The 15,476-nt window shown below is 37.6% G+C and carries 17 protein-coding genes; 7 read left to right on the top strand and 10 right to left on the bottom strand.

The annotated features are described in order from the left end of the window. Nucleotides 1-330: 330 nt before the first annotated feature. From zigA to EXE10_RS18620, 3 genes are read right to left on the bottom strand one after another with little or no spacing between them, the layout of a single operon-like run. Nucleotides 331-1,563: a zinc metallochaperone GTPase ZigA gene (gene zigA / locus EXE10_RS18630; protein WP_130114383.1), complete on the bottom strand. Its 1,233-nt coding sequence runs from the start codon at nt 1,561-1,563 to the stop codon at nt 331-333. Between the two features lie 8 nt (nt 1,564-1,571). Continuing rightward, nucleotides 1,572-1,988, bottom strand: coding sequence for a transcriptional repressor (locus EXE10_RS18625; protein WP_130114382.1), 417 nt, complete (start codon nt 1,986-1,988; stop codon nt 1,572-1,574). Continuing rightward, nucleotides 1,981-2,727 carry a D-Ala-D-Ala carboxypeptidase family metallohydrolase gene (locus EXE10_RS18620; RefSeq protein ID WP_044737960.1) on the bottom strand — a complete coding sequence of 249 codons (747 nt, stop codon included), beginning with the start codon at nt 2,725-2,727 and terminating at the stop codon, nt 1,981-1,983. The genes EXE10_RS18625 and EXE10_RS18620 overlap by 8 nt, the downstream gene beginning before the upstream one ends. A 185-nt stretch (nt 2,728-2,912) precedes the next feature. On the opposite strand from EXE10_RS18620, the gene cysS reads away from it, so the two are divergent. The 7 genes from cysS to thrS all read left to right on the top strand — a co-directional run bounded on the left by cysS (nt 2,913) and on the right by thrS (nt 10,125). Beyond that, the gene (gene cysS, locus EXE10_RS18615) at nt 2,913-4,346 is read left to right on the top strand and encodes a cysteine--tRNA ligase (protein WP_130114381.1); all 1,434 of its coding nucleotides are present in this window, start codon (nt 2,913-2,915) and stop codon (nt 4,344-4,346) included. A 61-nt stretch (nt 4,347-4,407) separates the two neighbouring features. Continuing rightward, nucleotides 4,408-4,824, top strand: coding sequence for a ferric iron uptake transcriptional regulator (fur, locus tag EXE10_RS18610; RefSeq protein ID WP_044737958.1), 417 nt, complete (start codon nt 4,408-4,410; stop codon nt 4,822-4,824). Between the two features lie 100 nt (nt 4,825-4,924). After that, nucleotides 4,925-5,830 carry a GTP cyclohydrolase FolE2 gene (gene folE2 / locus EXE10_RS18605; RefSeq protein ID WP_130114380.1) on the top strand — a complete coding sequence of 302 codons (906 nt, stop codon included), beginning with the start codon at nt 4,925-4,927 and terminating at the stop codon, nt 5,828-5,830. After that, nucleotides 5,818-6,243 carry a phosphoribosyl-AMP cyclohydrolase gene (gene hisI / locus EXE10_RS18600; RefSeq protein ID WP_130114379.1) on the top strand — a complete coding sequence of 142 codons (426 nt, stop codon included), beginning with the start codon at nt 5,818-5,820 and terminating at the stop codon, nt 6,241-6,243. The genes folE2 and hisI overlap by 13 nt, the downstream gene beginning before the upstream one ends. A gap of 29 nt (nt 6,244-6,272) precedes the next feature. After that, nucleotides 6,273-6,833: a carbonate dehydratase gene (locus EXE10_RS18595; RefSeq protein ID WP_044737956.1), complete on the top strand. Its 561-nt coding sequence runs from the start codon at nt 6,273-6,275 to the stop codon at nt 6,831-6,833. Continuing rightward, the gene (locus tag EXE10_RS18590) at nt 6,823-8,178 is read left to right on the top strand and encodes a dihydroorotase (RefSeq protein ID WP_130114378.1); all 1,356 of its coding nucleotides are present in this window, start codon (nt 6,823-6,825) and stop codon (nt 8,176-8,178) included. The genes EXE10_RS18595 and EXE10_RS18590 overlap by 11 nt, the downstream gene beginning before the upstream one ends. Before the next feature lie 36 nt (nt 8,179-8,214). Further along, a complete protein-coding gene (thrS, locus tag EXE10_RS18585; protein ID WP_130114377.1) occupies nt 8,215-10,125 on the top strand; it encodes a threonine--tRNA ligase in 1,911 nt (636 codons plus the stop codon). 301 nt (nt 10,126-10,426) lie between these two features. Here thrS and EXE10_RS18580 read toward each other — a convergent pair whose 3' ends face one another. The 7 genes from EXE10_RS18580 to EXE10_RS18550 all read right to left on the bottom strand — a co-directional run bounded on the left by EXE10_RS18580 (nt 10,427) and on the right by EXE10_RS18550 (nt 15,440). After that, nucleotides 10,427-11,503, bottom strand: coding sequence for an ArsO family NAD(P)H-dependent flavin-containing monooxygenase (locus tag EXE10_RS18580; RefSeq protein ID WP_130114376.1), 1,077 nt, complete (start codon nt 11,501-11,503; stop codon nt 10,427-10,429). Between the two features lie 146 nt (nt 11,504-11,649). Further along, entirely contained in the window at nt 11,650-12,354 is a 705-nt protein-coding gene (gene arsH, locus EXE10_RS18575) for an arsenical resistance protein ArsH (RefSeq protein ID WP_130114375.1), read from the bottom strand. Between the two features lie 5 nt (nt 12,355-12,359). Then, entirely contained in the window at nt 12,360-13,403 is a 1,044-nt protein-coding gene (gene arsB, locus EXE10_RS18570) for an ACR3 family arsenite efflux transporter (protein ID WP_044737951.1), read from the bottom strand. A 7-nt stretch (nt 13,404-13,410) separates the two neighbouring features. Beyond that, nucleotides 13,411-13,884 (bottom strand): arsenate reductase ArsC, encoded by a 474-nt coding sequence (locus EXE10_RS18565; RefSeq protein WP_004859439.1) that lies wholly within the window; start codon nt 13,882-13,884, stop codon nt 13,411-13,413. 6 nt (nt 13,885-13,890) lie between these two features. After that, nucleotides 13,891-14,211 (bottom strand): metalloregulator ArsR/SmtB family transcription factor, encoded by a 321-nt coding sequence (locus EXE10_RS18560; RefSeq protein WP_004859437.1) that lies wholly within the window; start codon nt 14,209-14,211, stop codon nt 13,891-13,893. A 57-nt stretch (nt 14,212-14,268) separates the two neighbouring features. Next, a complete protein-coding gene (gene arsC, locus EXE10_RS18555) occupies nt 14,269-14,703 on the bottom strand; it encodes an arsenate reductase (glutaredoxin) (RefSeq protein ID WP_130114374.1) in 435 nt (144 codons plus the stop codon). Nucleotides 14,704-14,897: 194 nt separating this feature from the next. Then, entirely contained in the window at nt 14,898-15,440 is a 543-nt protein-coding gene (locus EXE10_RS18550; protein WP_130114373.1) for a cysteine hydrolase family protein, read from the bottom strand. Nucleotides 15,441-15,476 lie beyond the last annotated feature (36 nt).

Below are 15,476 nucleotides of genomic sequence, written 5' to 3'. Positions count from 1 at the left end.
TAATGATCTTAAAATTGTTGGTCTCTTGGTTGATAGTAAATTCCATGTTCAATAAATGTAAAATTAGCTGAGGTATATCAACCAAAATTGTTACAACAACTGATCATTCTTATGAAAAACTAAAATAGTATCAACATATCAAAAGGTAAGCATATAGTTTATTCATATAGAGATTTACGAATATGGAAGTAATGATGAGCTTATATTTCATCTGCTGTATGAATGATTAGAATTTAATCTAGAATTATAGACCTGATTTAAATTACTTTAATTTTTTGACAATAGGCTCTTTCACTTATTAAAGCAAAAGAGTCTATTACACATTCAAAACTAAAAATCTAAAGATAAATCTAAGTTTTCCCACCCAGGAAATGGATTAGGCATACGCTTCCACTGTTCAGGTCCCTCAACCATTTCCTCATCAGTCAACAAGCATTGGTTGAACTGTTGGATTAAACTGTATTCATCCATATCCATTCCAATGATTACTATTTCCTGTCGTGCATCACCAGTAAGCTCATCCCAATTTCTAATGATTTCATTACGACTTTGCTGATCTTCTGGCCAATGATCGTCAGGAACCGCTGCCCACCAATAACCTGCAACACCATGCCTAGCCATTGCACCTGCTTGTGACCAAGAGGCAGCAAGTTCAGGGTTTGATGCTAGCCAGAAAAAGCCTTTAGAACGGACGACACCTTTCCATTCTGAATTAATGAAATCATAAAAACGTTGCGGGTGAAATGGACGTCTAGCACGATATACAAAACTTTTAATACCATATTCTTCTGTTTCAGGAGTATGTTCTCCACGCAATTCTTTAAGCCAGCCAGGAGCTTGAGAAGCTTCATTGAAATCAAAAAGTCCTGTATTTAAAACCTTGTCTAAATTGACTTGACCAAATTCAGAAATTTCAATTTTTGCACGTGGATTGAGCTTATCTAAAATCGCTAATAAGCGTTGCTTTTCTTCCTCGTTGATCATATCCACTTTATTGAGGATGATGACATCACAAAACTCAATTTGATCAATAAGTAAGTCAACAACTGTACGTTCATCATGTTCACCCAATGATTCCCCACGTTGTTGCAGACTATCATACGAGCTGTAATCTCTTAAAAAATTAAAGGCATCTACAACCGTCACCATGGTATCAAGCCGAGCAAACTCATTTAGTGAAAAGCCGTTTTCATCTTCAAAAGTAAATGTTTCTGCTACAGGCAATGGCTCAGAAATTCCTGTTGACTCAATAACCAATTGATCAAAACGACTTTCTTCTGCGAGCCGACGAACTTCAACCAATAGATCTTCGCGCAACGTACAACAAATACAGCCATTACTCATCTCGACCAGCTTTTCATCGGTACGAGAAAGTTCTGCACCACCATCACGTATTAAAGCAGCATCAATATTTACTTCTGACATGTCATTCACAATAACAGCAATACGACGGCCTTCACGGTTATTTAAAATATGGTTGAGTAATGTAGTTTTACCTGCACCGAGGAATCCTGACAATACAGTTACAGGTAATTTTTTCGATATGGCTAAAGGATGACCCATTGGCTTTCTCACTTTAATGTTAATAAAGTGCTGTTATGTTTGGAAAAACATAAAGCACATTGACCTACAAGCTCTAAGTAATGATGTTTAGAGTTAAATTTTTGAGGAAAAATTGACTGTTCGATAGCATGAGTAAACTGTGGTGTATCGACAATTTGTACTGCCTGACATTCTGTACAAATCGTAACGAGTAAATAAGTTTGTTTATTCTTTAATTCATATGCTAGATATTTGTTTAATGTATCGAGTTTCAGTATCAGACCATAGCGTGATAATTTTTTTAAAATACGATAAATTTGTATAGGAGATTGCAAGCCAAAAGATTTTCCCTTCTCTAGCAGAGCATAAGCACTCATTGCCTTCTGCTCATTCTGCAGAATCGTTAATACGTTTTGCTGTACGGCACTTAGTTTTAATTCACTCATCTGCTTTTCCTTTATCATTCTGATTAGAAAAAAGCTGAGTAATACACGGTGATGAAGTACTCTTATGATCTGGCCCCCATGTACGATATCCAGAACTATCAATATGAATTTGACCAGAAGCATAAACTCCAAGTCCCATATTTAAAGTAGCTCCCTTTAAGAGCCAAAATTGACACAATTTATTTTTTGTTTGTTGAATCACTGCAAATTCATCTGCGTTTGGTATTTCAGAACCAATTCTAAAATCGAGCGCAGCATTAAAAACGTGTTTAGAAGAATCAGCACCACTCGCACAGCGGTTTAGGGCAAAGTTACGATAGACAGAAGTAACTGTAAAATCATCAATCAATTTGATATCAACTAGTTCCTTTAAGATTTTTAGGGTCGGAACAATATTGCTCCAAATTTCTTGAGGTGGAATTTCATATTCAGATGCATTGCAATTTTTCCAATCTCTCGCCGTTTGCAGCAACTCAAACTCAGGTACGATACTTTCCAAATGATGTTCTTTTAAAAACGATTTATAACGATGAACTTGGGCTTTATTTAAAGGTTGGGATAGCCAAATTTGATAAGAAGCAGGCTCATTTTTTATTAATCTTCTATTCACATGTTCAGATTTATCTTTTACTGTGGCATATCGACCTAATGAGTTAAGTGAGTAAACAGAACTCCCTGTTTGTTTTTGACTACATGCTGAAATACAAAAAAGTAACCCAATAATTAAATACAGCTTCATATTCACTTATCACATCCCACAACCTTAAATATCATGTCTGCAATTTTAATAAGTTTGCCTCTTTTTAGTGTTATGTTATAACATAATTTAAACATAAAGAAGTTATTTTTCTTATTTCAAGGGAAGAGTTTCCTTTTTTATTTCATAGTGTCATGGAATTTTTAGAGCATTAATTAGGAGAAAAGATGTCTGATTTATATATTTACAATGCTGAAACTCGCATAAAAGAGCGCTTTGAACCCATCATAACAAATGAAATCAAGCTCTATGTCTGTGGAATCACAGTTTACGACTTTTGTCATATTGGACATGCGAGAACCATGATTGCATTTGACTTAATTGTTCGCTTTTTAAGATCGCAAGGGTGGAAAGTAAAATATGTTCGTAATATTACAGATATCGATGACAAGATTATTCATAAAGCACAAGACAACCGCGAATCCATTGGTGAATTGACAGATCGCTTTATTCACGCGATGCATGAAGATTTTCAAGCATTAGGCTGCCTCTCTCCAGATGTTGAACCTAAAGCGACTGATTCTATTCAAGATATTCAATATATTATTCAAACATTACTCCAAAAAAAGTATGCCTATCAAACAGTAAATGGGGATATTTATTTTTCAGTTGAAAACTATCCTAAATATGGTCGATTATCACGTCGAAAATTAACAGATATGCAAGCAGGTGCTAGCCAACGCGTAAAGATAGAAACCGAAAAGCACCACCCTTTTGATTTTGTACTTTGGAAAGCTTCAAAATCCAACGAACCTTTTTGGCCATCGCCTTGGGGAAATGGACGACCGGGTTGGCATATTGAGTGTTCAGCAATGTCAATGTGTCATCTAGGCAATCATTTTGATATTCATGGCGGTGGTGGGGATTTACTTTTTCCACATCATGAAAATGAAATTGCGCAAAGTGAAGCCATGACTGGAGGAAAACATGTTAACTACTGGGTACATACTGGCTTCATCAATGTAAACGGCGAAAAGATGTCGAAGTCTTCGGGGAATTTTCTCACTATCCGTGACGCACTCAAGTCTTATCATCCTGAAGTTATTCGCCTACTAATGATAAGTTCACATTATCGTAACCCTATTGATTTCTCAGATCATATCTTAAAAGACACACAGAAGGTATTGTCTCGATTTTATCAAGCAATTTATCGTGCACAGCCCTTTGTAATGTCAAAAAATAACTTAAGCCTCGCTCAACTAAACAGTAATCCTCTAGTAAAAAAATTTAATCAGGCAATGAATGATGATTTTAATACACCCGAAGCCTTAGCCGTTTGTTTTGATTTATTGAAACAACTCAATGTTGCCTTAAAAGATGAAAATAAAAAACAAGTTATTGAAAGTTATCAATTGCTTCTTTGGATTGGAAATATCTTAAATATTTTTAACCAAGATCCTGAGAAAATATTAAAACAATCCAATACTGAAGAAAGTTCTCATCTCTCTGAACAAGACATTCATCAAGCAATCTTGGTACGGAATGAAGCAAGAAAAAATAAACAATATGCTTTAGCGGATGAAATTCGACAAAAATTACTTAAAAAAGACATCCTTTTAGAGGACACCCAAACTCAAACAACTTGGAGGCTCAATCAATAATGAATGACAGTTTTTTATCACAATTTACCCTACACATCCTTATCAAATACGGATTAAACATATGGCGATTAGCAATCAAGACTTGAGAAAGGCAGGACTAAAGGTCACTCTCCCACGAATGAAAATTTTAGAAATACTGGAAAACTCAATTCCTCATCATTTAAGCGCGGAGGATATTTATAAAAAACTCTTAGAACAAGATGAAGATGTTGGACTCGCGACGGTCTATCGTGTTTTAACTCAATTTGAAATGGCAGGTATTATTCAACGTCATAACTTTGATCACAATCATGCAGTATTTGAGATAAAACAAGATACTTCTCACGATCATCTAGTATGCCAAGAAACAAACCAAATCATAGAGTTTAAGAACGAAGAAATTGAAAAACTACTTTTAGATATTGCAAAAAAGCATGATTTCCAACTAAAAGGGCATTCTCTGATCTTATTTGGATATTGTAATCAATCACATAAGTAAACAAAAGCCTATTAATTAGAGGCTCTTATCAAAAACATACTAGCAACACCACCTATTAAATGTTATGTTATAACATAACATTTAATACTTGCTTTCCAATATGAATTCCTCGCACCTCCCAGATATTTCATCTGAGCCTTTTGTTAAGATGTATGCCTATCCCCTCGATTGGGTGGGAATGGAAAATATTGACTTACCCATTCAAATTCAAAATACATTGTGTACCAGTAAAGTAAATGCCTATGTCAGTTTAGATGATCCTCAGGCCAAAGGCATACATATGTCTAGACTATATACTCGGCTACTGGAATTACAGTTTCTACCAGACTTAACTATAAATAATATTTATCAAGTACTTCAGGATTTCTTAGGGAGTCATACGGGACTCTCTCAACAAGCTCGTCTTGAAATTCAAGCAAAGTTTAACTTAGAACAACCAGCTTTAATCAGTAAGCTATCAGGCTGGAAAAGCTACCCATTTAGTTTGTCATGTGAATTAAAAGAGCATTCTTTCGAAGCTGAATTAGCAATAGAGATCACTTATTCTTCAACGTGTCCTTGTTCTGCTGCTTTGGCACGTGACCTCATTCAAAAAAGCTTTCAAGAAGCCATTGCTACACAAAAAATAAATCTACAAAACACAGATATGGTTATGGCGTGGTTAGGTACAACAGATGCAATAGTAGCAACACCACACAGCCAAAGAAGTTATGCTCAGCTACGTTTTAAATTAGATCCTTTCCTACAATTCATTCCAATTAAACAATTCATTTCACATGCAGAACAAGCATTAGCAACACCTGTGCAAACTGCCGTCAAGCGTGTAGATGAGCAAGCGTTTGCACTAGCCAACGGCCAAAATTTAATGTTCTGCGAAGATGCTTTACGCCGATTATTCCATGCATTTATTAATTATTCAGGTGTTAAAGGCTTCAATTTTAAGGTTATCCACGCAGAAAGCCTACATGCTCACGATGCAGTCGCTCAGGGCTCATGGCAGTGGTAAATTCAACATTTTTTTCCGATATAGAGCAAGGACAGTTAGGTCAACATTATGACCTGACCACTATTATGGATGCTATCCCATGGAACAGTGATGGATTAATCTCTGCTATTGCACAAGATATTCATAGTAAAGATGTCTTAATGCTTGCTTGGATTAACCGTGATGCACTACTTGAAACCCTAAATACAGGACAGATTTGCTATTGGTCTCGCTCGAGACAGCGCTTATGGCGAAAAGGTGAAAGTTCAGGACATCGTCAAAAACTTATTGAAGCCAGACTTGATTGCGATGGTGACAGCATTCTCTTTCTGGTCGAACAGGCTGGACCAGCTTGCCACACTAATCGTCCCAATTGCTTTTATCTTAGATTAAACAAACAGCACGCCACAATTTTAACTCAGCCTATCATTTAGCTAATTTATACAATATCGAGAAAATTAACATGATTCGTAAAAATCCAACTGGTCATCTCCCTGTGATTGACCAATCTGCTTATATTGATCAAACCGCAATTATTTGTGGAAAAGTCATCATTGAAGCGAATGTTTTTGTCGGTCCTTATGCGGTGATCCGTGCAGATGAAGTGGATGAAAATGGAGACATGCAACCCATCATCATCGGTCAAAATTCAAACATTCAAGACGGTGTTGTTATTCATTCCAAAGCAGGTGCGCAAGTCAAGATTGGGAAAAACTCATCTATTGCTCATCGTTCAATTATTCACGGTCCATGTGTGATTGGTAATCACGTATTTATCGGTTTTAACAGTGTTTTATTCAACTGTAAAGTCGGTGATCATAGTGCTGTCCGTCATAATGCAGTTGTCGATGGTCGCGATTTGCCTGAATCATTTTACGTACCTGCAATGAGCTATATCAATGCCCGAACAGACTTAAGTAAGTACCCACCAATCGATATTTCCATCAGCGAATTTTCAGAAAGTGTTGTGAGTACCAATATTGAGTTAGTACAAGGATATAAGGCATTACAAAATGAATTTTAGACAACTCCCAGATCTAATCATACGTAATGCGAATATGATCAACGAGGGCCAGCAAAAAATCTGCGATGTCCTTATTCAACACGGCCGTATTCGTAAAATACAATCGAGTATTACTGGTGTGTACAATGCCAAATGCATTGAAGCTGATGGTGCATGGTTACTCCCTGGCATGATTGATGATCAAGTCCATTTCCGTGACCCAGGTTCTCCACAAAAAGGGAGTTTTGCCTCAGAGTCTTTGGCAGCTGCGATAGGTGGAATTACCAGTGTTATGGATATGCCAAATACTAATCCGCCTACATTGGATTTAGCCACACTACACTTTAAAAAAGGGATTGCGGCACAAAATAGCATAACCAATTATGCATTTCACTTTGGAGTAAGTGCACAAAATTTAGAGATTGTCGAAGCGCTTGATCCTAAATTAGTCAGTGGTGTGAAAGTCTTTATGGGTGCATCAACGGGTAATATGCTGGTTGATGATCCCAAGATTTTAGAACGCTTATTTGCCAATGTACCTTCAATTTTATTAGCACATTGCGAATCCACGCCACGGATCAAACAACTGGAAGGGGTTTATCGCGAAAAATATGGTGAAAATGTCCCAGCATACCTACATCCTAAAATTCGTGATAAACAAGCATGTTTTGAGAGCTCTCGATTAGCCGTATCTCTCGCAGAAAAATTTGGTACACAATTACACGTACTCCATCTGACGACGGCAAAAGAACTTTGCTTATTTAAAAATTTGCCTTTGGGCAAAAAACATATTACTGCTGAAGTATGTATACACCACTTAACTTTTGATGAATCTGATTATGCTGATTTAGGTCAATTAATTAAATGTAATCCTGCGATTAAGACCACCAATGACAAGCAGTCTCTTATTGATGCAGTCTCTAATAGTCATCGTCTTGATATTATTGGTACAGATCATGCTCCGCATACATGGCAAGAAAAGCAACAATCTTATTTTAATGCTCCCTCTGGCTTACCCCTAGTTCAGCATGCATTACCTGCATTATTAGAATTAGTGGCAGATCAGAAACTATCGGTTGAAACACTGGTGAGAAAAACCTCACATCAGGTTGCTGATTTATTTCGTATTAAAGATAGAGGCTATATTCGTGAGGGTTATTGGGCTGATTTAGTACTCATCCGTGAAAATCATAAAAAACAATCTGTAGCTGAACAAATAAATTACATGCGTTGCGGCTGGACACCCTTCCAAAACAAAACATTCCGCCATCTGGTAGATACAACCATCATTTCTGGTCAGCTCGCATGGCATCACCAACAACCTTATATTAACTGTCAAGGTCAAGCTTTAGAAATTGACCGCTAATCAGCAATAGCTTTACCTATATTTAGACGACTCTACATGAATATCCAACTTAATTTCCTTGGTTCAAATCAGCACTTTCAACTCGAACAACCTATGACTATTTCTGAGATTTTGTCCTATTTCAAAATTTCAGGCTATAAAAAAGCTTTTCTCGCGAAAATTGGCACTTATTTCGTTGATTTGCACCATGTCATCCTGAATGACTGTGATATCGAACTTTTCGACCTAAACAATGAGCATAGCTTAAATCTATTAAGGCACTCTTATGCTTATTTATTGGCGAAAGCTGTTCATCAAATATACCCTTGTGCACAACCAGTAGAGTATCAAATTACCGATCATGGTATTTATTTCGACTTCGCCGATACTCCATCCTTTAATCAGGATGATTTACAACAAATTGAACTAAAAATGCATGAGCAGGTACAACAACATTTAGATATACGCACAGAAAAGATCACGTACGATCAAGCAACGGACTTTTTTAGAAAGCAAAATTATGATTTTAAATATCAATACTTAAAGAATGTAAGTGATTTAAGTATGCTGCATTTTCATCAGCATAATAATTTTTTTGATGTTTACTTATCTCCCCTTGTTCCAAATACTGCATTCCTAGAACATTTTAAAGTGACTCACGTTTCTGGTGCGTATTGGCAAGGTGACTCTACACTACCGATGTTGCAAAGGATTTATGTAACATGTTGGGCTGACCAAAAACAATTAAAAAACCACTTAAAGCAAGCTGAAGAGGCAGCGAAACGCGATCATCGTAAATTGTCACAACAACTTGATTTGCTACATTTTGATGATAAAGCACCTGGTGCCGTGTTTTGGCATGCTAAAGGGTGGAAGTTATTTCAGTTATTGACAGATTATTTACGCAAACAACAAGATAATGCGGGCTATATCGAAGTAAATACACCTGACGTTATGGATCGTGAGCTTTGGGAAATTTCGGGTCACTGGCAAAACTATCAGCAGCACATGTTTACTACAGTGACTAAAGATCAGCGAAGTTATGCACTTAAGCCAATGAGTTGCCCTGGCGCAGTTTGTCTTTATGCACATGAATTAAGAAGTTATAGGGACTTACCATTACGCATAGCTGAGTTTGGTAAAGTTCATCGCTATGAACCATCTGGTTCTTTACATGGCTTAATGCGCGTTCGACACTTTACTCAAGATGATGCTCATATTTTTTGTACTGCAAATCAACTTTTATCTGAGTGCAAAGAAACGATAGTCCTCATACAAAAAATTTACCAACAATTTGGTTTTAATAATATTTCGATCAAATTATCCACACGGCCTGATCATCGTATTGGTAAAGAAGAAATTTGGGATTTCTTAGAAAATACACTAAAACAATCTCTCGAACAGCTTGGTATTTCTTATACCTTAAATATCGGTGAAGGCGCATTTTATGGCCCTAAACTGGAATTTACCTTAAAAGATGCCATTGGCCGTGAGTGGCAATGCGGGACGATTCAGGTTGATTTAAATTTACCAGAACGTTTTGATATTCATTACATTGATGAAAATAATGAAAAAAAACGGCCAGTGATGTTGCACCGTGCCTTATTTGGATCTCTTGAGCGCTTTATTGGTATTTTGATTGAACATTATGTAGGACATTTCCCATTTTGGCTTGCTCCAGTTCAAATCGCGATTTTACCAATTACAGAGGCGCAATATGAGTACGCCAAGAATGTTCAAGAATCTCTTAAACATTATGGTTTTAGGACAATATTAGATTTAAGACAAACGAAATTAAACTACAAGATTCGTGAAAATACACTTCAAAAGACTCCATATCTAATCATCATTGGTGAGCAAGAAATACAGCAATCTTCCGTAAGAATACGTACGCAAAACGGCGTAGATTTAGGCGATGTCCAATATGCTGAGCTATCTAATTTTTTCAAGAACATATGTACAGGTTGATCCAATTAAGTTTTGTGCGTCACCACATTAAAAAGTTTTGATTTTTGATCAAATAATCTAATGGGAACTAATATAACCATTGGATTATTTGGTCAGATTTAAATTCTTTTATCCTCAGTTAGTCTATTAAAAATAAAGGAGTAGAAGCTCAAATATTGTTAACTACTTACCTATGTACTTTAAATCGATTGATGCATTACATAAGCTGACCAACCAATGTGATTTTGAATTATTTTCTCATTTTTGTGAGAAGCTAAATTACAGCAGAGCGAATATTTATTAAACATCTCATTATATTGGGTTAATTTAACTTTAATTCAGCCAAGTAAGCCGCAATTTGATCTACCGTTGCTCTTGCTGTTCTAGAAACCCCAATGAGTGTCGCGGATGCCATACCTGTCCATTCACCATAGCCAACCAACCAAAGATTATTTACTTTTATACAGCGTCCATCATTCACAGCAACCGTCTGATCAGCTTCTACCACATCAAGACTTCTTAAATGATTCAGTGAAGCTTTGAACCCTGTACACCAAATCACAGCATCTACGGCTTGTCTTGTACCATCCGCCCAAACAACTGAATGTTCTTCAAATGCGTTAAACGGTTCTCGGCTATGTAATACGCCACGTTCACGGGCCTCTTTGACAGTGTCTATCATGACAATATCACCCAGACCACCAACAGGCTGATTGATCACTTTACCTTCCTGTTGGGCTTTTAAACGTTCAGTTGCCCGAAGAAACAAGACCCGCCCATCAACATCATCCGATAAAAATTGAGGTGGTGTTACTGTGACCCACGTGGTATCTGCAACTTTTGAGACTTCAGCAAGAATTTGTGCACCAGAGTTGCCACCTCCAACCACGATCACTTTTTTATTGATGAAAGGCTCTGGATTGACGTAATGAGCTGAATGTATTTGTATCCCTTCAAATCGCTCATGTCCTTCATAATGTGGAATATGAGGTTGACTCCATGTTCCTGTAGCACTGACCACCGCTTTAGCTCGCCAATATTGTTCGCCAGCATACACATCTAAATAGCCATCTTTTTGTTCGATATGATCCACATGAACTGGCCGAATAATCGGAAATTGATAGCGTTGCTCGTATGCAGACAAGTAGTCAATCACTTCATTTCGCGTTGGGTAGGTTTGCTCAGTTGTTGGCATCATCCAACCCGACAACGAACTCCACGTATTAGGAGAAAAAAGACGTAGTGACTGCCAAGCATGGAGCCATGCACCACCTGCCTGAACTTGGTCATCCAAAATAACAAATGGAATTTTCTTACGTTTGAGGAAATAAGCTGTAGCAAGGGCTGCCTGACCACCACCAATAATGACTACATCGATTTCTGCTTGTAATTGAGCCAAAGTATCGCTCCCATTCTTTATTGTCATAATCAAAATTTAACGCCCAGTCTACTCAACAAACTGGGCATATTTCATAAAATTTTCAAGCGTTTAAATAAGTCTTTGAAACGATCAAGATACTTTTAATATCTTTGATCATCTAAAATTTATAAGCTACGTTGATTGACACGCTTAGATAATTCTTCTGCCGACTCTTTTCGTTCTGAATAACGGTTTGTGAGGTACTGACTCTGCCCACGCGTCAGCAGAGTGAATTTATACAACTCTTCCATCACATCAACAATTCGATCATAGAAAGCTGAAGGTTTCATGCGTCCATCTTCTTCAAACTCTAAAAAAGCTTTAGGAATAGAGGATTGATTTGGAATGGTGATCATGCGCATCCAACGGCCTAAAATACGCATTTGATTAACACTATTAAAAGACTGCGAACCGCCACTCACCTGCATCAAGGCCAAAGTCTTGCCTTGTGTTGCTCGAATCGCACCACCAGCCAATGGAATCCAATCAATCTGCGATTTAAAGATTGAACTCATTGAACCATGACGTTCAGGTGAACACCACACCATGCCTTCCGACCATGCCAAAAGCTCATGTAGTTCTTTGGCTTTTGGGTGTTCCATATCTGCATCTTCAGGTAAAGGTAAACCTTTAGGATGAAAGATTTTTACTTCGGCACCAAACTGCTCCAAGATACGCCCTGCTTCCATCACTGCCAATCGGCTGTATGAACGCTCACGGTTTGAACCATACAGCAGTAAAATACGTGGTGGATGATCTAGCGCTTTGGCCTGTACTTTTTCTAAAGTAGGTTGATCCAAAAGATTCATATCTACATTTGGGAGAGTCATAGAAATTACACCTCTGCTTTAAAAAACTTTTTTCTGAGCCACAATGACACACTAACTAAAGCAATCAACACAGGTACTTCAACCAGTGGACCAATCACCGTCGTAAATGCGACAGGTGAAGCCAAACCAAAGGTTGCAATCGCGACAGCTAAAGCGAGTTCAAAGTTATTTCCCGCGGCAGTAAATGAAATAGCTGTGGTTTTAGGATAGTCGTTCCCCATCCACTTACTCATAAAGAAGCTAATGAAAAACATCACAATAAAGTAAATCGTCAATGGAATCGCAATACGCAAGACATCCATCGGCAAGCTCACTACATCGTTTCCTTTAAGGCTAAACATCGCCACAATCGTGAATAATAAAGCCAGTAAACTCAGCGGACTAATCTTAGGTAAAAAGGTATTTAGATACCAAGCCAAACCTTTAGTACGAACCAAAATAAATCGGGTCATAAAGCCAAGAAAAAATGGAATTCCTAAATACACCAGTACCGCATGGGTAATGGTCCAGAAATCAACGTTGATCACCTGTCCTGCAATACCGAAATAGGGTGGTAGGAAGGTCAGGAACAACCAAGCATAGGTACTGAAGAATAAAATCTGGAAGATACTGTTAAAAGCCACCAATGCAGCAACATACTGGTTATCACCACAGGCCAAACCATTCCAAACCAAAACCATGGCAATACAGCGTGCTAAACCAATCAAGATCAAGCCTGTCATGTATTCAGGATAGTTATGCAGGAAGATGATCGCTAAAACAAACATCAAAACAGGCGCGATAAGCCAGTTTTGTACTAAGGAGAGTGTCAGTGTTTTCTTATCTTTGAATACCTGTGGCAAAGTGGCATAGTTCACTTTTGCTAAAGGTGGATACATCATCAAAATCAAACCGATTGCAATCGGAATATTGACTGAATCCACACTCATTTTATCCAAAGCCACTGAGGCTTGCGGAAAGAACACACCGATCGCAATGCCTAACGCCATGGCAATGAAAATCCATAGCGTGAGGTTACGATCTAGAAAGGATAATCTTTGTTGAGCCATGATGATCTCATTCAATATGCGAAATTTGATTAATCGCGGCTATCAACTCAGGACGAGACATATGCGCTGTATCGAGTGCCAACAATGCATCTAAGCGATGGTTGATATGATCAACGGTAACTTGGAATGCTTTGAGTTTTTCTTCTTTGGGTAAATCTAAATGTGAAGGATCTGCCAGCCCCCAATGTGCTTTGATTGCCCCACCTAGATAAAGCGGACACGCTTCCTGAGCGGCTGAATCACAAACCGTAATCACCACATCAGGTTGATATTGTTCGCAGTCATCAATGGTTTTACTCCACAACCCTTCAGTTGAAAGACCTAAATTTTCCAGAGTTTCAATAGTCAATGGATGTACTTGCCCTGATGGCTTACTGCCCGCACTATAGGCTTTCCAACCCTCTGGGGCACGACTGTTAAAAAGCACTTCTGACAGGATGCTGCGACAGCTATTTCCCGTGCACAAAAAAAGAAATTTCATCTTGTTCTACTCGCAATAACTATTAATTTGCTGAAATGATGGTGCAACTTTTGGCTGTAAATTGGCATTTTTAAGGGTACTAAGTACCTCTAAGCACCAAGTAGGTAAATTTGGATTGAGACTGTAATAGACCCATTGCCCTTGACGTCGATCTTGTAACAGACCTAAAGAACGCAGTAAGGCTAAATGCCGCGAAATCTTGGGTTGGCTGAGTTGTAGTTTTTCAGTCAAATCACAAACACACTGTTCATTATTTCCAAGAACCAACATGACGATATTGAATCGCGTTTCATCAGCCAAACATTTAAAGAAATTGATTTGATCCATATTTTCACTCACTCTGACATATGGATATATCAATACTCACATATATCCATGAAATTTTTATTTCAATCGCTGTCCATTTGCATCAAGCACTTGTTCACCGTCTTCTTTAGTGAAAGCACCCTTTTGTGGGAGTGGCAGAATTTCTAAAACCAATTCAGATGGACGACTTAAACGAGTTCCTAATTCAGTCACCACGAATGGGCGGTTAATCAAAATTGGATACTGAAGCATAAAGTTAAGCAGTTTCTCATCCGTCCAAACCTCAAGGTCTAACTCTAGATCACGATAAGGATCAACATTCTTACGGATGGCCTCTCTCACAGTTAAACCTGCATCCGCAATCATTTGGATCAGTTCATTTTTAGATGGAGGATTTTTAAGATATTCAATCACTTCAGGTTCAATATTGGCATTACGGATTAACGCCAGTGTATTACGTGATGTACCACATTCAGGGTTGTGATAAATCTTAACTTTTGGAGTAGCAGTCATTTGCTCAAACTCAATCGAATCTTTGAATATATTTATATACGAATAAACATATATATGCAATTCCATATTTTATTTTTAAGCATTACCATTTTGTCCAGTACAATGACAAACAATAAAAAGCCTTATAAATAATCAGGCTTTTTATTTTCTAATTTTAGATTTAGCATAAAGTTAATTTTAGAAAATCTTAATCTTTAGCTAACATAATCTTCAGTTGATATCACTTGAGCATATGCAAATTCAAAAGCGGCCATTAATGTTGCTTGAACATGACCAGCAGGTACTTTAACGCCATTAAATTCTAGGTCTAGCGTTGCACAAGCATCATGTATAACCCTTACCTTATAACCAAAGTCAGAAGCAGCACGTACAGCAGCATCAACACACATATGGCTCATAGCACCAATCACGACTAGCTCAGTCACGTGATTGCTATCTAAAATTTCTTTGAGATTCGTATTTAAGAACGCGTTGATGTGATTTTTAATGACCACAGTTTCATCTGCTTGTGGCTGAACTGTGTCCTGAAATTCAATACCATTTGAGTCAGGTTGAAATATAGGCGATTCAGCATTCGCAATATGCTGGACATGAATCACTTGAGTACCGTCTTGACGTGCTTTCGTAATTACTTTCACTGCATTAGCAGCAGCCTGTTCAATATTTACCAATGGTAATTTACCTGTAGGTAGATATTCATTTTGTAAGTCGATCACTAATAAAGCTGATTTTGACATATCTTTTCCTTTATTTAACTAACATTTATTTTGCTC

It is taken from the genome of Acinetobacter sp. WCHAc060033 (genome assembly GCF_004209125.1).
Classification (GTDB): domain Bacteria; phylum Pseudomonadota; class Gammaproteobacteria; order Pseudomonadales; family Moraxellaceae; genus Acinetobacter; species Acinetobacter wuhouensis.
This window is presented reverse-complemented; position numbering and strand designations above follow the sequence as displayed.